The sequence below is a fragment of the Rhodoferax sp. GT1R46 genome (genome assembly GCF_056521285.1).
This window is the reverse complement of record NZ_JBWMBC010000005.1, coordinates 69,828-95,656: the sequence shown is the minus strand read 5'-3', so window position 1 is coordinate 95,656 and position 25,829 is coordinate 69,828. Positions and strand designations below refer to the sequence as shown.

Below are 25,829 nucleotides of genomic sequence, written 5' to 3'. Positions count from 1 at the left end.
CGCTGATCCCATGGCCAACAGAGAAGCACTCAGAGAACTCCAAACCCGACTGGCTAGTCGTTTGAAGGCGGCCCGAACAGAGGGTATGTCCGTTGCCTGGCTCGCAGTTCGCGCGGGGGGGCGAAATTTCCTTTTTCCGCTGGGTCAGTCGGGGGAAATCTTTCCATTGACCAGCTTGCAATCAGTTCCCTATGCGCGGAATTGGTTCCGTGGGGTGCTCAATATTCGGGGTGGTCTGTACGGCGTAGTCGATCTGGCTGGCTTTGTCGCCGATGACGGAGGCAGTGCCCGCGGCGAGCCTGCAGCACAGGAGCCCAGCGTAGTGACGCTCAACACCATGCTGGATGTGAATTGCGCATTGCAAGTGGATACGCTGCTGGGTCTGCGAGGTGCGGACGCCTTTGTGTCCACGGCGCCGCCTGCCCCCGACTGTCCACATTACTTTGGCAATCGTTTTGTGGATGCTGCTGGTGTCGACTGGCAGGAAATCAATTTGCGTACTTTGTCCCAAACCCCTCAATTTCTGAGTATCAGCGCTTAGACCATCCGTAAGGCCTCACCATGTCTGTTGTCGATAAATTGAAGAACCTGTTTTCCAGTAAACCCACAGAGTCCGAGATGGACTCCCGGTTGAGTCTTTCTACACCGGATGATTCTGTGAATTTGGCTGAAGTTGAAACAGTGCAGGAGCCACAGACTGCAATTGCAGCTGAAACGGCCAGGGCCCCGATTGATTCGCCAGTTGTGCTCGGCAGTGAGGGCGATTTGATTTCCATTCCGGGCCTGGGCGCCCGCACGGTGGTTCAACACCAGCGTACGCTTTCCATGCTGTTGGGTGCGGCATTGCTATTGCTTGCGGGGGCAACCTTTTATGCCTTGAGTCAGTCGAACAAAGTGGCGCAGCAATTGAGTGCGACTGGTCAGGCTTTGATGCAGTCGCAACGCCTTGCCAAATCGGTTTCGCAGGCATTGGTAGGCAGCACGCAGTCGTTTCGTGATGTGTCTGAAAGCGTCGGTATTTTGGTCAAAACAGCGCGCGGCCTGCAAGATGGTGATGACGAGTTGCGCCTGAAAGCGCTGGATGACTCCTATCGTCCTGAATTGGTTAAAGCGATGCCGCTTGTTGATCGCGCCGAGAAAAATGCCAAAGCGGTGATGGGCCAAGAAAAAGTGCTGACTCAAATTGGATCCGCGCTGCGATTAATCAACCGGCAATCGTCCGACTTGCTGGAGATTGCTGAAAACATTCTTGCACTGAAGCTGCAGCAGAATGCCCCCGCCGTGGAGATATCTTCCGTAGGCCAGCTGGTGATGCTGACCCAGCGCATCGGCAAGTCTTCCAACGAGTTCCTGACGGCTGAGGGCGTGAGCCCCGAGGCTGTCTTCCTGCTGGGTAAGGACCTGAACACCTTCAAGGAAATTTCAGAAGGCCTTCTTTCGGGAAGCGCCGAGTTGCGGTTGTCGGCTTCCAAGGACGCCGGGACACGTGAACAGCTTGAAGCATTGATCAAGATGTATGAAGAAACTCGTGTGCAGGCGAGCGCTATTTTGGGTAACTTGCAGGGCCTCGTGTCAGCGCGTGAAGCACAGGATGCCATTATTTCGGATAGCGAGCCGTTGCGCCGCAACCTCGAAGAAGTGCAGGCGGAATTGTCAGGTCAGGCCGGTATCGGTGGTGGAGCCCTTGCAACACTGATCGCAGCTGCGGTGCTTGCCTTGGTTTGCGCTGGCGGATTGTCCTACGTTCAATTGCAGGACAGCCGCAGGCGTCAAGTGGTCGCTGAAGACCAGCGTCTTGACGCCGAGCGTCAGGAGCATGAGGCCAAGCGGGTAAACGACGCCAATCAGGCTGCAATTTTGCGGTTGATGAACGAGTTGCAGACCGTTGCTGAAGGTGACCTTACGCAGGAAGCCACAGTGACCGAGGACATCACGGGAGCCATCGCCGATTCGGTGAACTACACCGTGGAAGAATTGCGGTCGTTGGTGTCCAACGTCCAAAATACAGCGGCGCGCGTCGCTCAGACGACGGCTGATGTGGATGCCACATCAACCGAGTTGCTTGCAGCGTCGAATGAGCAGTTGCACGAAATTCGCGAAACAGGTAAGTCTGTTGTGGATATGGCGGGACGCATTAACGAGGTGTCAACCCAAGCACAGGAATCTGCGACCGTTGCGCGCCAATCCTTGTTGGCAGCGGAGTCTGGCCTGAAGGCAGTGCAGGATGCTATCGGCGGTATGAACTCCATTCGGGATCAGATTCAGGAGACATCCAAGCGCATCAAGCGACTGGGTGAATCTTCACAGGAAATTGGTGAAATTACCGAGCTGATTTCTGATATTACCGAGCAGACTAACGTGTTGGCGCTCAACGCAGCCATCCAGGCGGCATCCGCTGGCGAAGCGGGACGCGGTTTCTCTGTGGTTGCTGAGGAGGTGCAGCGACTGGCCGAGCGCTCAGCAGATGCAACGCGACAAATCTCCGCGTTGGTCAAGGCAATTCAGACGGATACACAGGATGCGATTGGCGCCATGGAGCGCTCGACACAAGGGGTGGTTGAGGGTGCGAAGCTATCCGACAATGCCGGTACTGCACTGACCGAGATTGATCGCGTGTCGCGTCGGGTGGCCGGACTCATTGAGGAAATCTCCAGTTCTGCCTCCCGTGAAGCAGGTCTCGCCAACGTGGTCGCAGAGAACATCCAGCACATTTTTGCCGTGACGGAGCAAACCGGGGAAGGTACCCGTGCAACCTCGAACCAGGTGCGCGAATTGTCCCGAATGGCCGAAGAGTTGCGTCAATCAGTTTCGCGTTTCAAGATTGTTTGATGGTTAGCCCGTAGCAGTTTTCTTGAAATGTGATCCCCAGGAGCCTTGAACCCATGTCATCGAATTCTGTAGCGCCTGGCGACAATGAGCTGGCGATTAGTGATCTCGGCCCGTTGGCTTGGGTGCTGGATGAGCTTCGCAAATCCCTGGACGGTGCGACCAAGGCGTTGCGGCGCTTTGTGCGCGATGCTGAACTTGCCAGAGGCTCAGACCTCACTGAACTGGACGCGAGTCATCTTCGCATAGCTCGCCAGCAGCTCCACCAGGCGGTCGGCGCGCTTGAAATGGTCGGCCTTGAAGCTCCTGCCAAGGTGCTTCGTGCGATGGAGGCATTGGCGCAGAAGTTCGTACAACGACCTGAGTTATGCAGCGATGATGCCGCCAACAAGGTGGAGCGGGCCAGCTTCGCCTTGACAGAATATCTGGAAGGCGTACTGAAGGGAAAGGCTGCTTCTTCGGTCGCGCTATTCCCGCAATACCGGGCAGTACTTGAATTGGTTGGAGGTGAGGCGGCGCATCCGGCTGACCTTTGGCCAGTGCCTTGGCGTTGGCTTGACGTCGGTCTTCAGCTCGAAGCAGATCCACTGAAATATGCACCTTCGTTGAGGGCGCAGATGGACCATGCGGTCCTGAAGGTCATGAAGTCGGGAGACTCGAAGGCCGCTAAAAAGATGGTCGACCTTTGTGAAGGTCTCGCCGCGGCCCAGGCCGCCCTTGAGGCGCGTACCTTCTGGGTAATTTGTGCCGCTTACTTCGAGGCTGTGGCCTCGGGGCTTTGTCCCGATGATGTGTATTCCAAGCGTGCGGCTTCGCGCATTCTTCGACAGTACGCGACTCTGGCACAAGGTGATGCCAATATATCGGAGCGCCTCGCTCGCGATCTGGTCTTCTTTTGCTCCCTGGCGGTCCCTGCGGCTGGACAGCACACCCCCGCATTGAACGCGGTCCGCACGGCCTACGGGTTGGTTCGGAATAAGCCCGTGGACTACGAAACTGAGCAGTTCGGGCGTTTTGATCCGGCTTTGATGGTGTTGGCCCGAAAGCGTATTGGTGCAGCTGCGGAAACATGGTCCGCTTTGGCGGGGGGAGATACCAATCGCCTGAAAGTTGTGGGCGATCAATTTGCGGCAGTGTCAGATGCGGTCGTAAAACTGCATCCTGAAAGTGCAGAGTTGGCCAGGGCACTTGCGCGAGCCATTGATGTAACGATTCGTTCCGGTGCTGCCCCTGCGCCTGCCGTTGCAATGGAAGTGGCCACGGCCGTGCTGTACCTTGAAGCAGCCTATGAAGATCTGGATCCGACGGAGTCCAGAATGGCTGAGCGTGGGGCACGGTTGGCATCGCGTCTTGATCATGTCATCGCAGGGGGGCAGCCCGAGCCGCTCGAAGCCTGGATGGAAGAGTTATACCGCCGCGTCAGCGACAGGCAGACCATGGGCAGCGTGGTCGATGAACTGCGCACGACATTGGCTGAGGTGGAAAAGTCTCTTGACCAGTTTTTCCGAAATCCGCAGGACAAGGCTCCTTTGCACGAGGTACCTAGCCAACTGGCGCAAATGCGTGGGGTGTTTTCGGTTTTGGGGCTGGATCAACCCTCGATTGCGGCACTGCGCATGCGCGCCAGCGTCGAGCAGTTTCTGGTTGACGACATAGACGAAGCGGCAGCGCGCATCGGCATCTTCGAGAAGCTGGGCAATAGTTTGGGGGCGATGGGCTTTCTGATCGACATGCTGAGCTACCAGCGGGCACTCGCGAAAAAGCTGTTTGTCTACGACGAGGAGTTGGGTGAGTTCAAACCCCTGATGGGCCGTGAACGGGTGTCGGTGGAGGAGCCCTTGAGCGAGGTTGCCACCTCGCTGGGCGTGCCAGCGCCCTTGGCTGATCAGGTTTTAGAACCTGCTTTCAACCTTGCACCGTCGATGGCCCCTGTCGCGGTAGCGGCGACTGTGTCCGCGCCGGTTGCCGCAATCGATGACTCGGATGACGACATTGAGTTGCAGGATATCTTCCTGGAAGAAGCGCGTGAAGTCGTGCAAAACGGACTGATAGCGGTGCGCGCCTTGGCGGTGGACCCCTCGGATCTCTCCGAGCAAACCACCCTACGGCGTGCATTTCACACGCTCAAAGGCAGCTCGCGCATGGTCGGTCTCAACGAGTTTGGTGAGGCCGCATGGTCGTTCGAGCAGTTGCTCAACACCTGGCTGGCGGATCAAAGGCCGGCTAGCGATGCATTGATCAACGTGACCAGCAGTGCAATGCAGGCATTTGGCCGTTGGGTTGAGGATATTGGAAGCCATTCCGATGAGAAGTGGAGCGCACTGGACTTTCGGCGGTCATCTGACGGATTGCGTCTGGACGATCAGCTGGTTCCCTTGCAAACGCCTGGCGAACAGATCGTTGCGCCAGACCAAGATCTCGCACCTGTTGCGGAAACAGACCAACGCGAAGAGGTGATTTCTGCACCACTGGAATTTTCAGCGACCGAGATGTTCGATGGCTTGTCTCCACAGCCTGAAGAAGAGGCGCCAGTTGACTTTTCCGAGACGATAACCTTCAGTTTTGACTCTGAGCCCGGGGTTGATGCTCTCGTCCCCGGTGAAGTGAAGTCTGACAAAGTTCCGGATACGGACGACGATTTTGGCGATTTTGATTTCGGTGATCTGGAGCCGGTTTTTGCGCCGGAAGGGGTTGTTTCAGAAGTAGCCGTTGAAATCGTGGCGGATGAAGAGTTGGTTCCAGAGCCTGTCGTGAGCATCCCGGTGGTGAATGAGCGGGCGACGCTGGACGAAGTTCCAGTGGGGGCAACCTTGCACCACCTGGAGTTTCCATCTGCGGAGATGGAGGCCGCTTTGGATGATCAGACGAAGGTCATCGGGCACCTGCGTCTCGGCATTCCGCTGTACAACGTGTACCTCAACGAGGCAGACGAGTGGTCCAGGCGTCTGCAAACCGAGGTGAGTGAGTGGGCGATGGAGCTGGAGCGCCCATTGCCGGACTCGTTGGTTGCCTTGGCGCATTCCTTGCTGGGAAGTTCTGCAACCGTCGGTTTTACTGCCCTTTCCGATATGGCCCGCGCGCTCGAGCAGGCTTTGCAGCATGTCCAATTGCATCGTCAGGGAACGCCCGAGCAGGCCCAGGTGTTCACCAATGCGGCGGAGGACATTCGACGGCTGCTGCACCAGTTTGCAGCCGGCTTCCTCAAGGAGTCCGATGCTAGCGTGTTGGCCGCATTGCAGGCCATCATTGACACCCAATTTCCTGCTCCTACCATGGAGTCTGCGCCTGGCTATCTCGATGAAGTCGAGATATTGCCAGAGGTCGAGCCGGAAGTAGAGGAAGAGGACGAAGCAGAAGCAGAAGCCGATGTGCTGGCCGCTCCAGCGACGGTTCCTGCCATGCCAGCCTTCCCGCTCATGGCCGCCGCTCCGCTCAACGTGGCCGAAGCCATTGACGACGACATTGATGCCGTTGACGCGCTGGATGAAGATTTGTTCCCCTTCTTTGAAGAAGAGGCGTTGGAGTTGTTGCCACAAATGGGGGCTGCCCTGCGTCAATGGGTGGCGCGCCCGGACAATCTGGGTGCCCGCAATGAAGTTTTGCGGGTACTGCACACGCTCAAGGGCAGTGCGCGTCTGGCGGGCGCAATGCGATTGGGCGAAATGGCGCATCGGATGGAATCGAGCATCGAGCAAATTGGCTCGGAAGCCTTGCAAGCCATTCAGTTGGAGCCATTGCTGACCCGATTCGATGCATTGCAGGCGTCCTTTGCGGCGCTTGGTGCCGCGCCGCAGGTGGAAGAGCTTCCGGTCGCGACGCCGGCGGAAGCCGTCGCACTTCCGGTTGCTGCCCTGACCATTCAGCCAGCGCCACGAAGCGTGGTCCTGGTGCCACCGCGACCGGTGGTGAATCAATCGGTGCGGGTGCGTTCACAACTATTGGATCGGTTGGTGAATCAGGCCGGAGAGGTCATGATTTCCCGCGCCCGCATGGATGCGCGTTTAATTCAGTTGCGCTCGTCGCTGGGCGAGTTGAGTGGAAATCTGGAGCGCCTGCGCCAACAGTTAAGGGATGTGGAACTCCAGGCTGAGTCGCAGGTCCAGTCACGATTGGCGCAAGCCAAGGACTCCGCCCAGGCGTTTGATCCGCTGGAGTTCGACCGTTTTACCCGGGTGCAAGAGCTTACCCGCATGATGGCAGAGTCGGTGAACGACGTGGCGACCGTGCAGCGTAATCTGCAACGGTCCGTCGAAGGGGCCGAGGATGATTTGATTGCGCAGGGCCGGCAGGCGCGTGAACTTCAACGTGATTTGCTGCGTACGCGCATGGTGGAGTTTGAAAGTATTTCGGAGCGTCTTTATGGGGTGGTCCGACAGGCCGGAAAAGACACAGGCAAACAAGTCAAGCTGGACATTACCGGCGGGTCGATTGAAATGGATCGTGGCGTTCTGGAGCGTATGGCCCCGGCGTTTGAGCACATGTTGCGCAATGCAGTCGCTCACGGGATTGAAGAAACCTCCGTGCGGACAAACGCGGGCAAGCCCGCCGCGGGCACGATCACCATTCATGTCAACCATGAAAGCAATGACGTGTCCGTGTCCTTCAGCGACGATGGAGGTGGCTTGCATCTGGACAAGATCCGTGCGAAAGCCATTGCCAACGGTGCGATCAACGCGGATGACGTGCTTTCAGAGAACGATGCGGCGAACCTGATATTTACACCCGGGTTTTCGACGGCTGACCAGATCACTGAATTGGCGGGCCGTGGGATCGGAATGGACGTTGTCCGTTCAGAAGTCAACGCGTTGGGTGGACGAATCGAAACATCGACCGTAGACGGTCAGGGGACTACATTCAAGCTGGTTTTGCCACTGACGACTGCGGTAACCCAGGTGGTGATGTTGCGCATGGGGGAGTTCACGATTGGCGTTCCGTCCAGCCTCGTTGAGACCGTTTTGCGCCCCCCGGCAGCGGTGCTGGAGCAGGCTTACCAGCGCGACGGTTTTGACATGGCTGGCCAGATCATTCCGTTCTTTTGGGCGGGTGCCCTGCTGCAGGTTTCCTCCCATAGCGAAGAAACGCAGACCAAAACCCTTTCGGTGGTGGTGTGCCGCAGCGCGGGGCAACGTCTCGCGATGCATGTGGACGAAGTGCTGGGCAACCGCGAGGTGGTGGTCAAGAATCTGGGCCCACAACTGGCGCGACTGCCGGGGCTTGCGGGCGTGTCCGTGCTGGCTTCGGGTGCCGTAGCCCTCATTTACAACCCGGTGGCGCTCGCTTCCGTGTACGGCGATCTGGCGCGGCAATTGCGCGCTTCGGCAATGGCTGCGGCCCTTGCCCGCGATGCCGGTGAAAACGTGGAAATGCCCACGCACACGCTGATGGGTGGCGTCAACAAGGTGCCATTGGTGCTGGTTGTCGATGACTCCATCACGGTCAGACGGGTGACGCAACGCTTGCTCAAACGTGAAGGCTACCGCGTGGCGCTCGCCAACGATGGGCTTCAGGCGCTTGAAAGGCTCCAGGAAGAAAAGCCGTCGGTGGTGCTGTCCGATATCGAGATGCCCCGCATGGACGGATTCGACTTGGCACGCAACATCCGTGGCGATGCGCACCTGCGAGATCTCCCCATCATCATGATCACCTCCCGCATTGCCTCGAAGCACCGTGAGCATGCGATGGAACTGGGTGTGGATCATTACCTCGGTAAGCCCTACTCGGAAGACGAGTTGCTCGGGCTGGTTCGGAGCTACTGCGACAAACCCGTAGAAGTCTAGGCGGCCTTGCGAACGACCCCGTAGCGTTGCAGGGTCAACGCACGGGCCTGCGCATGGTCCACGATAGGTCGCGGATAGTTCTCCCCGAGCACGACCTTGGCTGCCGCAAGGTCCGCCGCTTTCGCCTCCCATGGCGCATGGATGAGTTTGTCGCTCAGTCCGGCCAGTTGGGGCAGGTAGCGCCGGATGAATTTTCCCTGCGCATCAAACTTTTCGCTTTGTGTCACCGGATTGAATATCCGGAAGTAGGGCTGCGCATCGCATCCACTGGAGCTCACCCACTGCCATCCGCCATTGTTGGCGGACAGGTCAAAGTCATTGAGCTTTTCAGCGAAATACCGTTCGCCCCAGCGCCAGTCGATCCCCAGGTGCTTGACCAGAAAACTCCCCGCCACCATGCGAAGCCGGTTGTGCATGTAGCCGGTCTTGTTGATCTGGGCCATCGCTGCGTCGACCAGGGGGTAGCCCGTTGCACCTTCGCACCATGCCGAAAACAGGGCTTGGGCCCGTTCGCCGTGCTCCCATTTAATGCGTTCGTACTCGGGCTTGAAGGCCCCGTGCGCCACGTGTGGAAAGTTTGCCAGTATCTGGAAGTAGAAATCCCGCCAGATCAGTTCACCCAGCCACACCGACGCGCCAGCACTGCCCTGCAGACGCCGTTGCATGGCCAGTGCCACCAGTTGCCGGATCGAAATGGTCCCAAAGCGCAAATGCACTCCGAGGTAACTGGGGCCTTTGATCGACGGAAAGTTGCGGGTTTGGTCGTATTCATCCATACGCTCCCAAAAATCATCCAGTAATTTGCATGCACCGGTCATGCCAGCGGGAATGCCCAGTTCGCTCAGATGGGTGGGCAAAAATCCCAGAGCTTCCAGGGTGGGAACCGGCTTCACATGCGCCAATGGGCGCTCACAGAGCATGCGTGCGTGGGGCTCGCACGCATGCTCGGGCGGAGGTGCATCACCCAAGCGGGCCAGCCACGCCCGCATGTAGGGCGTAAAGACGCCGTAGGGTTTGCCAACTTGGGTCAGCACGTCCTTGCGCTCAAAAATCACGTGGTCTTTCAAGGTGATCAGCGCGATATTCAGTGCATCGAGTTGTGCCTGAACCTGTGCGTCACGGGTCTGTGAGTAGGGCTCGTAGTCGTGCGCTGCAAAGACCGCTTGTGCGCCCAGTTCGGACGCCAGCCGGGGGATCGATGCCACGGGAAAATCGTGTTGAACCATGAGGCCCGCCTGGGGATGGCCTGCGAGTTCGCGTAAGCGCGCATCCAGTTCGACCAGTGACTCACGAATAAACTCCACCCGCCGGTCGGCTCTGGGTAGCGCGTCCAGGATGTCGCGGTCAAATACGAAGACACAATGCACCCGCTCGCAACGTTGCAGGGCATCGCAAAGCGCTGCGTTGTCCTGCACCCGCAGATCGCGTCGGAACCACACCAGACCCGTTTGGAATTCTTTTTGCATGACAGCCGTTAAAATCAAAATATGTCCGGCGATTCTGCACCCATCAACCTCACGAACCACTTTCTGATCGCAATGCCCGGACTGGAGGATGCGATGTTCTCCAAAAGTGTGGTGTATGTGTGCGAGCACACCCCGCGCGGCGCACTGGGCCTGGTGATCAACAAGCCGGCCGACATCAAAATGGCGACCCTGTTTGGCAAAGTGGATTTGCCCTTGCTGCGCCATGACCTGACCGACAATCTTGTTTTTCAGGGCGGGCCCGTGCAGGTGGATCGCGGCTTTGTGCTGCATGAGTCGATCTTTGCGGCCGCTGATAAACCAGCCGAATCCCTGTACGCGTCCACGATGAGCATACCGGGCGGGCTGGAGATGACAACCTCCAGAGACGTGCTGGAGGCGCTCTCGACAGGGTCGGGGCCGCGCAAGGTCCTGGTGTCTTTGGGCTATTCGGCTTGGGGCGAGGGCCAGCTGGAAACCGAATTGGGTGAAAACAGCTGGCTCACGGTGGATGCGGATCAAGCCGTCATTTTTGATATTCCCGTAGAGCAGCGCTATGACAAGGCCCTTGCCCTGCTGGGTCTGGAAGCCTGGATGATTTCTTCGCAAGCGGGCCATGCATGAGCCAAGCCCCCCTTGCGTCCGAGACCGTGCCTGTGCCCCCTGGTTTGAATACGTTTCTGGCGATTGACTTTGGCATGAAGCGAACCGGCATTGCCGTGGGCAACCGCCTGATGCGCACCGCCCAACCAGCCGGGTCGGTCCATGCAGAAGGCGATGCGCGGTTCACCCATATCGCGCAGCGCCTGAAAGAGTGGCATCCCGATGCGCTGGTGATTGGCGTGCCCTACCACCCGGATGGGGCTGCGCACGAAAACACCAAGCGTGCGAAGAAATTTGGTCGCCAATTGCACGGCCGGTTTGGTCTGCCCGTGTTTGAAGTGGACGAGCGATACAGCACCACAGAGGCTCTGGCCTCGGGCGCGCGGGATGCCGACGCGGCTTCGGCCTGCATTATTCTGGAACAATTTTTGAGGAGTTTGCCGTGAGCTTATTGGCCCTGGATGCGGAGGCGCTGTACCGCGAGTTGTTGCGCGGGGTGCCTGCCATCATGCAGGTGGACACCCACCTGGTGGGCATCACGTCGGGTGGCGCCTGGCTGGCGGATCGGCTACAGCGCGATTTGAAGCTGCCGGGTCAGGCCGGCACCATTTCGTCGGCCATGCACCGCGATGATTTTGCGCAGCGGGGGTTGTCTGCGGGAGGCCAGACGGTGCTGCCGTTTGATGTCAATGGCGCCCACATTCTGGTGCTGGACGATGTGCTCTACACCGGCCGAACCATTCGCGCGGTGATCAATGAGTTGTTTGACTACGGCCGTCCGGCCAGCGTGAAACTGGCTGTGCTGGTGGACCGCGGCGGGCGCGAGCTACCTGTGCAGGCCGACTTTGCGGCAGCCCGTGTGGCGTTGGGGGACAAGCAGTCGCTGGCCCTGGCGCGCAGCGATGCCGGCGTGTTCAGTTTCAATGTCGAAGGGGCGTAGGCATGCTCTACAAACGCAATCCGCAACTCAACAAGCACGGTGAACTGGTGCATCTGTTGTCCACCGAGGGGCTGCCCAAAGCCATACTCACCCACATTCTGGATACAGCGGCCAACTTTGTATCAGTCAACGACCGCGAAGTCAAAAAGGTCCCCTTGCTGCGTGGCAAGAGCGTGTTCAACCTGTTCTTCGAAAACTCGACCCGCACCCGCACTACCTTCGAAATTGCCGCCAAGCGACTCTCTGCGGATGTGATCAACCTGGATATTTCGCGCTCCAGTGCCTCGAAAGGTGAGTCGCTGCTGGACACCATCGCCAATTTGAGCGCCATGGCGGCAGACATGTTTGTGGTGCGCCACAGCGAATCGGGCGCGCCCTACCTGATTGCCCAGCATGTGGCGCCGCATGTGCACGTCATCAACGCCGGGGACGGCCGCCATGCGCACCCCACGCAGGGCCTGCTGGACATGTTCACGATCCGGCATTACAAAAAAGATTTTGCCAATCTCACTGTGGCCATCGTGGGTGACGTGCTGCACTCGCGTGTGGCCCGCTCGGATATCCATGCGCTCACCACATTGGGCTGTGCCGAGGTGCGTGTGGTTGGCCCTAAAACCCTGGTGCCATCGGACATGGCGCAAATGGGCGTGCGGGTATGCCACACGCTGGAGGAGGGCATTCGGGGTTGCGACGTGATCATCATGCTGCGCCTTCAAAACGAGCGCATGAGCGGCGCGCTGCTGCCATCGAGCCATGAGTTTTTCAAGAGCTATGGCCTGACGCCCGAGAAGCTGCAACTAGCCAAGCCTGATGCCATCGTGATGCACCCCGGCCCCATCAACCGCGGTGTCGAGATTGATTCGGCGGTGGTCGATGGTCGCCAAAGCGTCATCTTGCCGCAGGTCACCTTTGGCATTGCCGTGCGCATGGCGGTGATGAGCATTGTTGCCGGGAATGAAGCGTGATCCAAAGTGCAAAAGTGAGAAGAGGCCTGACATGAAGATACTGATCAAGGGTGGCCGGGTGATCGATCCCGCCAGTGGTTTTGATGAAAAAGCCGATGTAGCCCTTGCCGGTACTGCGGTTGTAGCTATAAAAAATATAGCAACTGATTTTTTTCCTGATAGCGTGATCGACGCCACCGGCTGCATCGTGATGCCCGGTCTGGTGGACTTGTCGGTGCGCCTGCGCGAGCCGGGGCATGAGCACGAGGGCATGCTGGCCTCCGAAATGGCGGCGGCAGTGGCCGGTGGCGTGACCAGTGTCGTGTGCCCACCCGACACCGAGCCAGTGCTGGATGAGCCGGGTCTGGTGGAGATGCTGCGCCACCGCGCAGAGCGCTTGCACCAGGCACGCGTTTTCCCGCTGGGTGCGCTCACCCGCAATCTGGAGGGTGAAACGCTCACCGAGATGCTGCAATTGACCCACGCCGGCTGCGTGGCGTTCAGCCAGGCCGAAGTGCCTCTGGCCAACACCCAGGTCATGCAGCGCGCGCTGCAATACGCCAGCACCTTTGGCTACGCCGTGTGGCTGCGCCCGCAGGAGTTGCATTTGGGCAAAGGCGTGGCCGCCAGTGGGCCGCTGGCCACCCGCATGGGCCTGAGCGGTGTGCCAGTCGCAGCAGAAACCATCGCCCTGCACACTATTTTTGAGCTCGTGCGTGCCACGGGCGCACGGGTACACCTGTGCCGCCTGAGCAGCGCTGCCGGTGTGGCGCTGGTGCGTCAGGCCAAAGCGGATGGCCTGCCCATCACCTGCGATGTCAGCATCAACTCCCTGCACCTGACCGATGTCGATATCGGCTACTTTGACAGCCGCATGCGGGTGAACCCACCGCTGCGCCAGCAGCGCGACCGCGATGCCCTGCGCGCGGGTCTGGCTGATGGAACGATTGATGCACTGGTGTCTGACCATACCCCGGTAGACGAAGATGCCAAGGCTCTTCCGTTTGCGCAAAGCGAGCCTGGTGCGACCGGACTGGAGCTGCTGTTGAGCCTCACGTGCAAGTGGGCGCAGGACAGCGGTGTTGCACTGGGTCGTGCGCTGGCGGTGGTGACCAGCCAGCCCGCGGTTGTCATCGGGTCGGCACTGGGTGCATTTGCGAGCAGTGCCGGTCGCCTGGTGGTGGGGGGGCAGGCGGATATTTGTGTGTTTGATCCGCAGGCCGCCTGGACCGTAGAGCCCGCTGCGCTGCGCAGCCAGGGCCACCACACGCCCTTTAGTGGCTATGAGTTGCCGGGTCGGGTGCGGGCAACGCTGGTGGGTGGACACCTGGCCTATGTGGCCTAGGCAACTGGGGGCGGCCTGGCGACTGCTGCGGGTTGCGAGCCATATCTTGGTGGGTGCATTGACCATTGGCGTGGTCTTTCCCCGTCTGACGCAAGCCAAAAGAGAGATGCGGGTTCAGGCTTGGGCCCTGGAGATGCTTGCGCGGCTAGCTATTAAATTGATAGTAGATGGCCAGCCGCCTCTGACAGGCCCCGTGCTGCTGGTGGCCAACCACATTTCCTGGCTGGACATTGTGGTCATGCACGCCGCGCGCCACTGCCGATTTGTTTCCAAGGACGATGTGAAGCGATGGCCCATCGTCGGCACCTTGGCGTCCGGTGCAGGCACCTTGTATGTCGCACGTGATTCCCGCCGCGATGCCATGCGGGTCGTGCACCACATGGCCGAGTGTCTGGCCCAGGGCGACGTACTGGCTGTGTTCCCCGAGGGCACGACGGGTGATGGAACCCGGCTTCTGCCTTTTCATGCCAATCTGCTGCAGGCAGCCATTGCTGCGGACGCACCTGTGCAGCCGGTAGCCCTGCATTTTTCGGATGCCGCAACCGGCGCCGTCAGTTTTGCCCCTTGCTACATCGGGGAAGACACGCTCATGCAGTCGCTGTGGCGGACGCTGTGTGCCGAGAACCTTCTGGCGGTCGTGCATTTCGGGGAGCCCCAGCAGGCGTCGGGCCGTGACCGCAGGACATGGGCTGCTGATGTGCGCAACACCATCGCCGAGATGCGTGGCGACGTGCGCGTGGACCTTACCCCTCGCGGTTAAATGTCACCACATGGTCCACCTGGGCCCGTATGCCAATCCACTCACCCAGCCGGTGGTCGTGGTGACTGGGCACATGGGCCTGAACCGTCTGACCACTGGCCAATCGCAGGGTGTATAGAAACTCCGAACCGCGAAACGCCTTGCGAACGATCTCGGCCTTGATGGGGGCGTGGTCATCGTGCACGATGTCGTCGGCACGCAGCAGCACATCACATTGACCCGAAGCAAAGGCTGAAGGCAGTGGGCATTCCGCGATGTCGTTGAGATCGCCCACAGGGGTTTGCACGACGACATGGCCATTCACTTCCGTGAGGGTGGCCGGGGCAAAAACGCCATGGCCGATGAACTCGGCAACAAAGCGGGTCGCGGGGCGGTGGTAGAGCGTGTAGGCGTCGTCCCACTGGTGCAGAGCGCCCTCGTGCATCACGCCGATCATGTCGCCGATCGCAAACGCTTCCAACTGGTCGTGGGTCACAAACAGGGCGGTCGCACCGGCGGCCTTGAGGATACCGCGTACCTCATGGGCCAGCCTCTCACGCAGGTCCACATCCAGGTTGGAAAAGGGTTCGTCCAGTAACAAGAGCTGGGGTTTGGGCGCTAGCGCCCGCGCCAAGGCCACACGCTGCTGTTGACCGCCGGAGAGTTCATGCGGATAGCGCGCCTGTGTGCCTGGCAGACCCACCCATTCCAGCACTTCGGATACACGGGCTTCGCGTTCGGCCCTGGACCAGTCATGAATGCCAAAGGCCACATTGCGCCCCACGTCCAGATGCGGGAACAGCGCGTAGTCCTGAAACACCATGCCGATGCGTCGCTTCTCTGCCGGTACATTCGCCTGCGCTCCGCTGACCATGTGCCCTGCCAGCGTGACGTGCCCGGCACTGGCGCTCTCCAGGCCGGCTACGGCACGCAGCAGGGTGGTCTTGCCGCAGCCGGATGGCCCGATCAAAACGCCAATGTCTCCCGCACGCAGTCCAAAGGAAACATCCTGTACTGCCGCTTGGCTGCGCCCCGGGTAACGCACCTGCAAATGGGAGACTTCAAGAAACATGGCGCCAATTTTAGATGATTACAATTCTCATTTGGCAACGGCCGCAGGCCTTTATGGCACATCCTTTGACTTCGTTTCACTTTTCCCGCTGGCTCCTGTTGCTGCTGATGGCCGTGCTGATGGCGCCTGTGCTCGCCATCATGGGGGCCTGGCTCCCGGTAGGGGGCTCTGCGGGGCAATCCATGCCGATTTTGCGGGAGATGGCCCAGACGGTACTGCCGCAGTACATCGCCACCACCCTTCAACTGTGCTTCATGGTGGCGCTGGGCGTGCTGGTGGTGGGGCTCTCTGCCGCAGTAGCAGTCACGCTGTTTGATTTTCCGGGCCGTCGTTTCTTTGAATGGGCTTTGCTGCTGCCGCTGGCCATGCCCGCCTATGTGGTGGCCTACGCCTACACCGATTTCTTGCAGTTCAGTGGCCCTTTGCAGAACGGCTTGCGCAGCCTGCTGGGGGTCGAGGGGCGCGTGTTCCCGGAGGTGCGCAATGTGGTCGGCGCCGCCTGGGTTTTTACCTTTGCGTTGTACCCGTATGTCTACCTGCTGGCGCGGGCTGCGCTCGGTGAGCGCACTGCCCATTTGATGGAGGCGGCCCGCCTGATGGGGGCACCACTGGGGCGACGCCTGCGCGAGGTCGCGTTGCCATTGGCCCGGCCTGCAGTGGCCGCGGGTGTGGCCTTGGCCCTGATGGAAACCCTGGCGGATTTTGGGGTGTCGAGCTATTTTGGGATTCAAACCTTTACCGCCGGTATCTACAAGGCCTGGCTGTCCATGGACAACCGCATTGCTGCAGCCCAATTGGCCACCATGCTGCTGGCACTGGTGGCCCTGTTGCTGGGGCTGGAGCGTCGGGCGCAAAGCCGCATGCGGTTTTCCGTTACCAAGGGCGCTCGCGCCGGCTCGGCGGACGCGCAGGCCGTGGTGCTGCGAGGCCGGCGCGCCGCCTGGGCGTGGGCGGGCTGCGCCATGCCGATTTTGATGGGGTTTGTATTGCCCGTGCTGTTCATGCTCCGGCCGCTGATGGCCGAGTGGACCGACCTTCCCTGGTCGCGCTTTGGTCAGTGGGCGCTCAACAGCATCCGGCTGGGCAGCATCACCGCCGTGCTCGCAGTTGGTGTTGCCCTGTTACTGGCTTTCAGTGTGCGACGCAGCCACCACTGGGCACCGCGCGCGGCTGCGCAGTTGGCGAGCCTGGGCTACGCTATACCAGGTGCGGTCGTGGTGGTGGGGCTGTTGCTCCCGGTCGGCTGGCTGCAGGCGTCGTTTCCTGACCTACAGGTGGGCTATTACGTCACCGCCACCGCTATCGGGATTGTGTGGGCGTATCTGGTGCGATTTTGTGCCGTGGCCTTGCAGGCGGTGCAAAGCGGCTATGCGCGCCTGCCCTCCAGCCTGGACGATTCCGCCCGCATGCTGGGCACCACGGATGCGGGCCTCCTGCGCAGAGTGCATTGGCCCTTGCTACAGCGCTCGGTCGCTGCAGCCGCTTTGCTGGTGTTTGTGGACGTGATGAAAGAGTTGCCCGCCACGCTGGTGCTTCGACCATTCAACAGCGACACGCTCGCCGTGGTGGCCTACCAACTGGCGCGTGACGAGCGCCTGGGCGAGGCGGCATTGCCGAGTCTGGCGCTGGTGCTGGTCGGGCTGATTCCGGTCATTCTGCTGAGCCGGACGCTTCGTGCGCCCGTACGTTAAACACAGTCTTTACCCGGTCTTGACGAAACGAAGACGGGTCATTTACATGTGCCTCCTACAGTTCATGAGGTCAGTTTATTGACTCATATCAAAGGATTTCCACATGAAACGCACCCTTCTCATCGCTGCATCCATTGCTATCGCAGCTCCACAAGTATTTGCTCAAGCCAAAGAATTCGAGGGCTTCAGCGTCGGCGCAAACGCCGACATCACCTCTTCCAGCACGACATTGATTGGCAGCGGGTCTGATTCCAGCACCGCAACCGGTTTGGGATTGCAGGCGCAATACACCTGGGCACTGGCCCCGCAGTACACCATGGGCGTCGGCGCCTCGTATGGGCCTACCAGCCTGAACGCCGGTTCTGTCAACGGAACCAATTTCAGCACCAAGAACCGTGCGTCCATTGATTTCATGCCTGGCTATGCCATTTCAAATACCACGCTGGCATACGGCAAACTGTCTGCACTGTCTGGAACCGCTGTTGCGGCTGATGCAACCGGTGCGGAGACAACGTCCAGCCTGAGCGGCGTCGGCTACGGCGTTGGCGTGCGTCACCTGATCGACAAGAACTTGTTTGTGCAGGCTGAAGTGAACTCCAACCGCTACAACGACGTGAACAACACGGGCATGAGCTCAACCGCACTGTCCCTGGGCGTCGGCTACAAGTTCTAACTGGCTAGTTGTTGCGTCTGAAATGACGTGAGACAACAAAAAACCCGCATGCCTGTTCGGCATCGCGGGTTTTGTCGGTTCTAGGAGGGCCTGAAATTCCCAGATGGTCCCGCTGCCCGGAATCGAACCAGGATCTAGCACTTAGGAGGCACTCGTTCTATCCATTGAACTACAGCGAGACTGGCGGCATTGTAAGGGCCACCGCCTCAATCGTAGGGGAGCGTGAAAATCAGGTCGATGGCGCTTTGCTCGCCCGTCTGGGCGCGGACCGTGACACGGCGCGACAGGTCAAAAAAGATATAAAGCGTGCCCAGTATGCCGGCCAGGCTGCGTTCGTAGGCCACGTAGAAATCACGCGACAGGCGCTTGCCCAGCAGAACAGTAGAAGCGTCGGCGCTGGTGGCGCCGCCGCGCACCGACAGTTCATCGAGCCCAACGGCGTCCCCCAGACTCCCTGACAGGGGCTTGCCATTGCCCCGCAGCAGTGCCAGCGCGGCCTGTTGCAGCATAGCGGTCTCTGCACCACCGTTTCCGGCGGCCCGACCCAGAATCAACCACGAGAGTTTTTCGGCATCAGGCAGGTCGGGTTCGGCGTACAGCCGGGCCACTGGCGAGCGTGCCGTCCCCCTGATCTGAACACCGACGCGCTGCTGCAGGTTGGGGCGAATCGCCAGGATGTCGAGAGATGGGTTGTTGTAAGGGCCGGCAAACCGCAGCACGCCCTGTTCAATGCTGAGCTGCTGGCCATAGGCCCGGTACGTGCCACCCACCGTGGCCAGCTCACCGGTGAGACGGGGCGTGAGGTCGGTTCCGCCGCTGCGCAATTCCAGGCTGCCCGCCAGCCGGGTGACAAGCCCGTTGCCGCGCACCTGGAAGTTGGGCCCCAGGTCCAGGGTAATGGCCACATCGGGTATCACGCGCGGTCCCTGGGTTGCTGATGCCGCTGCGGTCACTTTGGGCGCTGCCGCAGGCCCCTGCGGGCCGACGGGCGCCCGCACCACCACATCGTCGCCCAGCCGGGGTGCCGTGTCCTCCGGCAGGATAAAGAGGGCCTGATCGGCCTTGAGCGTGCCGCGAATGGCAAGTTGGGTGCCACTCAGGCGCGCCGTCAGCGCACCGGATACCACCAGGTTGCGGTCGGCCCGGGCACTGACGCGCAAAGCCTCGGCGGTGGCATCCAGCTCCATGCGCACACGCGCAAGCACGCTGGCGTTGGCAGCGTCCACACCGGCGGGTGGCAGCCATACGACCGAGCCCTTGACGCGCAGCAGGCCACCGCTGGCACCGCCCGCACCGCGCAAGGTGAAGTCCTGAATGTCCAGGCGCTGCCCCTCCAGCGTGGCGCGCAGCGACCCTTGGCTGAAATCCAGTCCATCCACCACCGAGCGCACGGCCAGATCCTGCGCTACCAGATTGCCGCGCCATTGGGGTGCGCTGCGCGTGCCTGACAGCACGGCGTTGGCGTCGAGTGAGCCGCGCAGTCGCCAACCCGGCGGCGCCAGCAGGGACCAGATCCCCAAAGGGGGCAACTGCGCCTTGACCGTGCCACGCACGGCCGCGTCTGCGGGCCAGTTCCAGGAGCCGTCCTGGCGCTGCAGGCGGGTGTTGAAATCAGCCTGGGCCTGGCCGGCCCGTTCGCTGTCCCAGCGCAGGCTGGCGGCCAGCTGGTCGCCTTCGGCGGTGACCAGCAAGCGTGCTTCGCGCACGCCGGCGCGCAAGGTGGTGGCAGCCGCTTCGGTCTGCAGCAGCAGGTCCCCGCTGGTGCGTTCCAGCGTGGCCCGCAGGCGCAAGGTATCGGCGCTGGTGGCGTCCCATGCCCCGCCGAACAACACGTCGCCGCGCAGGCCCAGGTTGGCCATCCGGGTTTGACCGAGCAGGTCCAGCCAGGCCAGCGGCAGGTCCGCAACGCGGCCCTGGGTGCGCCATTCCGTGCGCGCGGCCAGACGTCCACTGGCCGCTTGCTGGGACCAGCGGGCGGGTTGCCAGCTCAACAGGGCTGAGCCCGCAACCGGTCCGCTCAGGCGTGCAGATCCCGCCGAGGTCTGCAGTGTGTGGGTTGTGCCACCTTGCTTCCAGTCGACTGTCACGGGGTCGCCCAATTGCAGGGTCCAGATGCCTGGCTTCAGGTGGTCCTGCGCAGTCAGTTGGGCGGTGTCCAGCAGCCCTTGCCAGACGCCTTCGCCCAGGCGCCCGCCGTGTGCCTGCGCCTGCAAGGTGAAGCGTTGGGTGCCGGTCTCGGCCTGGCCCCGGGTGGTCAGGCTCAGTGCGCGCAGGTTGCCCGATGCATCCGCCTGCCAGTCACGCAGTTGCCAGGCTTGCGTAACGGGCGGCCCGGTGGCGCGCAAATCGAGCTTGGGCACACGCAGGCGAGCTTGCATTTGCAGTGCCTGGCCCTGGTTCTGCCAGCCGCCTTGCCAGTGACCCGTGAACTCCGCGTTGCCCTGAATGGACGTCTGACCCAGCGTGGTGGGCGCGCCCGGCAGGCGGGTGAGCCAGCGCGAGGCCTGTGCCGCGTCGATCACGGTCAGGCGCACATCGCCCTCGCCCCGGGTGCTGGCCAGGTGTCCTTTCAGGGTCGCCTCAGCGCCAGGCACGACCAGCGTGAGCTGGCCTTCCATGGCTTGGCTGACGGTGTGAAAGGACAGCTGACCTTGCAGCTGTGCGTCATCGGTCTGCACGGTCAGCGCGTCCAGTTTCAGCAGCGGAGCTGCCCACAGACCCTTTGCATGAACCGTCTTCAGCCGCAGGCCGTCCAGCGTGCGCTGCGCTGCGCTGGTGCCCGCCTTGTTTGCAGTGACTTTGCCTTTGGCGGGCTGCAGGGAGGCTTCGAAAGTGATGCCCGAAGGCGCCTGCTGCGCAGTTAACTGACCGTCCAGAACCGCCGCGCCCAGCCGTGAGTCCAGCGCAGCCGGGTTGATGCGGTACACGCGGGCGCTGCCCTGCCATTGGGCGGTTGCCGGGGTGCCCGTTGCGCTGGGGTTGGCGTCAGTGTTGGCGCTAAGTTGTCCTAGGGCTTCGATACGGCCACCCGCACCGGTGGCTTGCAGCGACTCGATGCTCCACTGTTTCTTGGCGTACGTGACCTTGGTAACCAGACTCTCCAGCGGCAGGCGCTGCTGGTTCCAGGGGCCGCTAAGTGTGTTGCTGAGCTGGATGCCGGCCAGCCAGCCTGCGTCCGCCGGGGTGACGGTAGCCGCGCCCGCCAAGCGCGTCTGTGGTGCTTGCGGCCACAGCGCAGCCAGGTCCAGTGCCTGCCAGCGGGCCCGGGCCTCCGCAATGGGCTGCGCTTGCCAGGGCTGGATGCGCGCGCTGACGTCGGCCTGCATGGCCTGCGCGTTGCCGGGCGATGGCTGAGGTTGTTGCAGTGGCGCAGGGGCCAGCGTGGCCTGCAGCGCCAGTGCGGCGTCGCGCCCGGCCAGCGGGCCGGTGAGGGTGGCGTGCGCCTGCACCCGCACGGGCTTCTGCGTGGAGGGCAGGGTGGCTTCTACGGTGCCGTCCACCTGGACCGCCAGTGCCATGGGTGCGTGTGCCTGCAGGCTGCCCTTGATTTGGTAGCTTCCGGATGAAATACGCACCTGGCCCCCGTCAAGTCTATGCGAGGTGCTATCAAAAACATAGTGACCGGCGAGCCCGGTGGCTTTCAGTGAGGCGGATCCGGTCCATTCCACGGCGTCCACGGTGAACGGCACATCCACCTTCAAAGGCAGGCCCAGGTCGGTGAACGGCACGCGGGCCCCGGGCTCTACAGGCGCGCGACGGTCGTCAACCTGGAGATATTTGGCATGTACCTGGCCCAGCCGGAATTCTCCGCCCAGCAGCGGGCGCAACGACCAGGCAATCGTCACATCACGCACCTCGATGCGTAGCTCTCCCTGTTGCCAGCGCAACCAGCCAATGGTTCCGCCGTCGCGTACCGACCCGGTGACCTCTTGGGCTTCCAGGGTCTGGCCTGCGGGCAGCCAACGCTGCAGCTGTCCCAGCGCAGTGGCGAGCGAGGTGCCCGTGCCGGTCCACGTCCACAGGGCCCCTGCCAGCGTCAGAGCCAGCGCCAGCGCCGCGGCCATCAGGTACAGGAAGACGCGCAGGGCTTTCATCAGAAATTGAAACCCACGGTCACATGCAGGCGCAAGCGCTCGACTGCGACGCCATACGCCAGGTCAATTTGCAGGGGGCCCACCGGACTCTTCCAGCGCGCCCCGACGCCAACGCCCACCTTGGCGCGCAGGTCGGCGGGCTTGTCCGCCACGGCGCCTGCGTCTATGAACACGGTGCTTTCCCAGTCCGTCAGGCGGCCGTTGGACGTGATGGGGCGTTGCCACTCCAGGCTGCCCGTGGCCACGTAACGCCCGGCGGTGGTTTGTCCGTCGGGCAGGGTGATGCCCAGGTCACGGTAACCGTAGCCGCGCACACTGTTGTCGCCGCCCGCCAGAAACAGCTGGGTGCTGGGCAGGGTGATGCCCTCTTTGGCAAGTACGGCCCCTGTCTCGGCGCGCAGCGCCACGCGTCCGGCGCGCAGCGCGGTCTGGGTGCTGTCGGCCTGAGAGCCCAGTGGCGCAATGCCCAGCCAGCGCGCCAACACGCGGCCATACGGGTCGTGCTGGTTACCCAGCGTGGTGCCGCCGCCCACCGCCACACCCAGCCCCCAACCTTTGGTGGGGAAGGCCACGCTGTCGAAATTGCGCAATGTCCAGGCGTAGTTGGCACTCAATGCCTGGGCCACCGACGGCTTGTCAGGGTCGCTGGTGGCGGTGTCCGCCCGTTCATACTGCAGGTAGTAATTGCGGTCAATGCGGTCCCCGATCTGGCCGCGCCCGACCCGCAGGCTCTGGCTGTTGACGTCAAAGCTGCCCAGCGCCTGGTTCTGGAATTGTGCCGCTGTGACCCAGCGCCAGCTGTCGGCGTCGGGCGGTGAGGTGAGCTCGGTACCGAGGGTGCGGGTCTCGCGGTCCAGCATCAATTTGCTGACCGCGCGCCAACCGATGCCCGGTACTTTGTGGTGGGTATGTTCGGCAGAGAGGCGGGCGCCCCCGTCGGTGCTGGCGCCCAGACCGAGCACCAGTTTTTGCAGGCGCGCCTCGCGCAATTGCACCCGTACCGGTGCGGCGGTGGGATCGCCCGCGGTGTCGAGTGAGACAAAGGCCGAGTCGAAGTAGCCGCTGTCCGCCAGGCGCTGCTGTGCGTCGAGCATTTGTGTCTGGTCGTAGCTGGCACCCGGCGCCAGGCGCGCCAGCCGGGTGACCAACTGTTCGTCATAACGCTTCAGGCCCTCGATGACCATGCCGCCCAGCTGGTAAGCGGGTCCAGAATCCAGCGTGACAGCCAGGTGTGCCTGGCGGGTAACGGGGTCGATATCCGCCAGCGTGGAAACCAGCTGGCCGGTGGGGTAGCGCTGCGCGGTGAGTTGGCGCAGCGCCTGTTGCTTCGCGCTGTCCCAGCGCACCTGGGTGAAACGCATGCCCGTCTGCAACGACCAGCTGTCTTCAATCTGCTGGCGCTGCAGCGCCGCCGCCGGCTGGGTAAGGATGGGGCCGCTGAATCCCACATGCACATCGGCCACCACCGTGGGTTCACCGGCTACCACGGTCAGCGTCAGCAAGCGCGTGGCTGCGCTGTCGCGGGGCGCAGCTTGGTCAAACCGAATGGAGGGGGAGAAATAGCCCAGCGTGCCGACCAGCTCACGGGCGTCCTGCTCAGCTGTTGTCAGCAGCCGCGCCAGCTCGCTGTCGCTCAGGTCCGTGAGCGCGCGGTAACGCAGCAATTCCAGATGGCTGGCCAACAGCGTGCGAATCTCGTCGGGGGCTTCTATCTGGAGTTCGAATGCCACGGGCGCTGCTGCGACTGATGCGGCTGGGCTGGCGGACAGGTCTTGCGCCAGCAGGAGGCCGGGGGCGATGGTGATCATCAACCCGGCCAGCAAGGCTTTCATTTTGTTAAATGCCGCATGGCCTCCTCCAAGCCCTTGATGGTCAGCGGGTACATGCGCTGGTGCATGATCTGCTGCACCACGCTGATGCTCTGGCGGTACTGCCACACACCTTGCGGTTCGGGGTTGACCCAGGCGAATTTTGGGAAGGCCTGGATCAGGCGCTGCAGCCACTCGGCGCCCGGCTCTGCGTTGTTGTATTCCACGCTGCCGCCTGGCTGCAGAATCTCATACGGGCTCATGGTGGCATCACCGACAAAGATCAGCTTGTAATCCTTGTTGTACTTGCGGATGATGTCCCAGGTGTCAAATTTTTCTGCAAAACGCCGGCGGTTGTTCTTCCACATGAAGTCGTACACGCAGTTGTGGAAGTAATAAAACTCCAGGTGCTTGAATTCGGTCTTGGTGGCGCTGAACAACTCTTCCACGCGGGCAATGTGCTCGTCCATGGTGCCGCCCACGTCCATCAAGAGCAGCACTTTGACGTTGTTGTGGCGCTCGGGAATCATCTTGATGTCCAGATACCCGGCATTCGCCGCCGTGGACTTGATGGTGTCGTCCAGGTCCAGTTCAAACTCATTGCCTTCCCGGGCAAACTTGCGCAGGCGGCGCAGCGCCACCTTGATGTTGCGGGTGCCCAGTTCCTGGGTGTCGTCGTAGTCTTTGTAGGCGCGCTGGTCCCAGACCTTGACGGCGCTCTTGTTACGGCTTTTGTCCTGCCCGATACGGATGCCCTGCGGGTTCTGGCCGTAGGCGCCAAAGGGCGACGTGCCGCCGGTGCCAATCCACTTGCTGCCGCCTTCGTGGCGTTCTTTCTGCTCTTCAAAACGCTTTTTGAGCGTTTCCATCAGCTCGTCCCAGCCCATTTTCTGGATTTTGGCGAGCTCTTCGGGGCTGAGTTGCAGTTCCAGGTTCTTGCGCAACCACTCCAGTGGCACTTCCTTGGTGAAGTCCGCAATCATCTCCACGCCCTTGAAGTAGGCGGCAAACGCACGGTCGAACTTGTCGTAGTGCTTTTCGTCTTTGACTAGCGTGGTGCGGCTCAGGTAATAGAAATCATCAATCTTGTAGCCGCTGGGCTCGCTGTCATCGTCGCTTGAATCGTCAGATTGCGGCACATTCGGCCCCACAACGCCCTTTTGCAGGGCTTCGAGCAGCATCAGATACTCCTTGACCGAGACGGGCAGCTTGGCCGATCGCAAGGTGTAGAAAAAATCAAGCAGCATCGGGGCCTCCTGCGTTGCGCGGTTTGTCCAGCAAGTACAGCAGTTGGGCCTTGACTTCTGGCCATTCGCCAGTCCGCAGGCTGTACATCACGGTATCGCGAATGGTGCCGTCGCGGCGCAAGGCATGGCCGCGGATGACGCCGTCTCGTCTGGCTCCCAGTCGCTCAATGGCAGCTTGCGATGCAAAGTTGAAATTGTCTGTGCGCCAGCCCACCACCTGGCAGCCCAGGGTCTCAAAAGCGTGGGCCAGCATCAGCAACTTGCAGGTCGTGTTGACGTGCGTGCGCTGCACGCTGCGGGCGTACCAGGTCCAGCCAATTTCCACGCGCTTAACCGCAGGAACGATGTCGTGGTAACTGGTGCAGCCCAGCACGGTGCCGGTGGCGCTCTCCACCACGGCAAAGGCAAATCGGTTTCCGGCTTCGCGCATGGAGAGTGCGACCTCAATGTAGGCGCGGGTTTGCTCTGGCTCGGGGACGGAGGTCACGCGGATAGTCCACAGCGAACCATCGGCAGCCGCTGCGCGCAAGCCCGCCTCATGTCCCAGTTCCAGGGGTACCAGCTGAACACCACGCGCTGCCAGGGTCACAGGTTCCACAAAAGCCAT

General features: G+C 61.4%; 17 protein-coding genes and 1 tRNA gene. 11 read left to right on the top strand and 7 right to left on the bottom strand.

Annotated features, from left to right (window positions below):
- The first annotated feature begins 10 nt into the window (after window positions 1-10).
- From AC097W_RS12480 to AC097W_RS12470, 3 genes are read left to right on the top strand one after another with little or no spacing between them, the layout of a single operon-like run.
- Window positions 11-541 (top strand): chemotaxis protein CheW, encoded by a 531-nt coding sequence (locus AC097W_RS12480; RefSeq protein WP_479602887.1) that lies wholly within the window; start codon window positions 11-13, stop codon window positions 539-541.
- A gap of 20 nt (window positions 542-561) precedes the next feature.
- Window positions 562-2,829: a methyl-accepting chemotaxis protein gene (locus AC097W_RS12475; RefSeq protein WP_479602886.1), complete on the top strand. Its 2,268-nt coding sequence runs from the start codon at window positions 562-564 to the stop codon at window positions 2,827-2,829.
- A gap of 53 nt (window positions 2,830-2,882) precedes the next feature.
- On the top strand, window positions 2,883-8,603 hold the full coding sequence (locus AC097W_RS12470) for a hybrid sensor histidine kinase/response regulator (RefSeq protein ID WP_479602885.1): 5,721 nt from the start codon (window positions 2,883-2,885) through the stop codon (window positions 8,601-8,603).
- Here the strand turns inward: AC097W_RS12470 and AC097W_RS12465 are convergent.
- Window positions 8,600-10,069 carry a cryptochrome/photolyase family protein gene (locus AC097W_RS12465; RefSeq protein ID WP_479602884.1) on the bottom strand — a complete coding sequence of 490 codons (1,470 nt, stop codon included), beginning with the start codon at window positions 10,067-10,069 and terminating at the stop codon, window positions 8,600-8,602. The genes AC097W_RS12470 and AC097W_RS12465 overlap by 4 nt on opposite strands.
- A gap of 21 nt (window positions 10,070-10,090) precedes the next feature.
- Between AC097W_RS12465 and AC097W_RS12460 the strand changes: the two genes are divergently transcribed.
- Genes AC097W_RS12460 through AC097W_RS12435 form a run of 6 tightly spaced genes read left to right on the top strand, consistent with a single transcriptional unit; the run spans window position 10,091 to window position 14,658 of the window.
- Window positions 10,091-10,690: a YqgE/AlgH family protein gene (locus AC097W_RS12460; RefSeq protein ID WP_479602883.1), complete on the top strand. Its 600-nt coding sequence runs from the start codon at window positions 10,091-10,093 to the stop codon at window positions 10,688-10,690.
- A complete protein-coding gene (gene ruvX / locus AC097W_RS12455) occupies window positions 10,687-11,115 on the top strand; it encodes a Holliday junction resolvase RuvX (RefSeq protein WP_479602882.1) in 429 nt (142 codons plus the stop codon). The genes AC097W_RS12460 and ruvX overlap by 4 nt, the downstream gene beginning before the upstream one ends.
- The gene (pyrR, locus tag AC097W_RS12450; protein WP_479602881.1) at window positions 11,112-11,609 is read left to right on the top strand and encodes a bifunctional pyr operon transcriptional regulator/uracil phosphoribosyltransferase PyrR; all 498 of its coding nucleotides are present in this window, start codon (window positions 11,112-11,114) and stop codon (window positions 11,607-11,609) included. Before ruvX ends, pyrR begins: the two co-directional genes overlap by 4 nt.
- Before the next feature lie 2 nt (window positions 11,610-11,611).
- The gene (locus tag AC097W_RS12445) at window positions 11,612-12,574 is read left to right on the top strand and encodes an aspartate carbamoyltransferase catalytic subunit (RefSeq protein ID WP_479602880.1); all 963 of its coding nucleotides are present in this window, start codon (window positions 11,612-11,614) and stop codon (window positions 12,572-12,574) included.
- Window positions 12,575-12,605: 31 nt separating this feature from the next.
- Window positions 12,606-13,898 (top strand): dihydroorotase, encoded by a 1,293-nt coding sequence (locus AC097W_RS12440; protein ID WP_479602879.1) that lies wholly within the window; start codon window positions 12,606-12,608, stop codon window positions 13,896-13,898.
- Window positions 13,888-14,658 carry a lysophospholipid acyltransferase family protein gene (locus tag AC097W_RS12435; RefSeq protein ID WP_479602878.1) on the top strand — a complete coding sequence of 257 codons (771 nt, stop codon included), beginning with the start codon at window positions 13,888-13,890 and terminating at the stop codon, window positions 14,656-14,658. Before AC097W_RS12440 ends, AC097W_RS12435 begins: the two co-directional genes overlap by 11 nt.
- On the opposite strand, the gene AC097W_RS12430 is transcribed toward AC097W_RS12435, so the two are convergent.
- Complete coding sequence (locus AC097W_RS12430) at window positions 14,642-15,709, bottom strand: ABC transporter ATP-binding protein (protein ID WP_479602877.1); 1,068 nt, start codon at window positions 15,707-15,709, stop codon at window positions 14,642-14,644. The genes AC097W_RS12435 and AC097W_RS12430 overlap by 17 nt on opposite strands.
- Window positions 15,710-15,816: 107 nt before the next feature.
- Here AC097W_RS12430 and AC097W_RS12425 point away from each other — a divergent pair, with 107 nt between their 5' ends.
- Window positions 15,817-17,400 carry an ABC transporter permease gene (locus tag AC097W_RS12425; protein WP_479603090.1) on the top strand — a complete coding sequence of 528 codons (1,584 nt, stop codon included), beginning with the start codon at window positions 15,817-15,819 and terminating at the stop codon, window positions 17,398-17,400.
- A 103-nt stretch (window positions 17,401-17,503) separates the two neighbouring features.
- Window positions 17,504-18,073 carry an outer membrane beta-barrel protein gene (locus AC097W_RS12420; protein WP_479602876.1) on the top strand — a complete coding sequence of 190 codons (570 nt, stop codon included), beginning with the start codon at window positions 17,504-17,506 and terminating at the stop codon, window positions 18,071-18,073.
- A 104-nt stretch (window positions 18,074-18,177) separates the two neighbouring features.
- On the opposite strand, the gene AC097W_RS12415 is transcribed toward AC097W_RS12420, so the two are convergent.
- From AC097W_RS12415 to AC097W_RS12395, 5 genes are all read right to left on the bottom strand, one after another.
- Window positions 18,178-18,252, bottom strand: a tRNA-Arg gene (locus tag AC097W_RS12415).
- A 27-nt stretch (window positions 18,253-18,279) separates the two neighbouring features.
- Complete coding sequence (locus AC097W_RS12410) at window positions 18,280-22,167, bottom strand: translocation/assembly module TamB domain-containing protein (RefSeq protein WP_479602875.1); 3,888 nt, start codon at window positions 22,165-22,167, stop codon at window positions 18,280-18,282.
- Window positions 22,167-23,999 carry an autotransporter assembly complex protein TamA gene (locus tag AC097W_RS12405; protein WP_479602874.1) on the bottom strand — a complete coding sequence of 611 codons (1,833 nt, stop codon included), beginning with the start codon at window positions 23,997-23,999 and terminating at the stop codon, window positions 22,167-22,169. Before AC097W_RS12405 ends, AC097W_RS12410 begins: the two co-directional genes overlap by 1 nt.
- A complete protein-coding gene (locus AC097W_RS12400) occupies window positions 23,996-25,222 on the bottom strand; it encodes a vWA domain-containing protein (protein WP_479602873.1) in 1,227 nt (408 codons plus the stop codon). The genes AC097W_RS12405 and AC097W_RS12400 overlap by 4 nt, the downstream gene beginning before the upstream one ends.
- The gene (locus AC097W_RS12395) at window positions 25,212-25,829 is read right to left on the bottom strand and encodes a GNAT family N-acetyltransferase (protein ID WP_479602872.1); all 618 of its coding nucleotides are present in this window, start codon (window positions 25,827-25,829) and stop codon (window positions 25,212-25,214) included. Before AC097W_RS12395 ends, AC097W_RS12400 begins: the two co-directional genes overlap by 11 nt.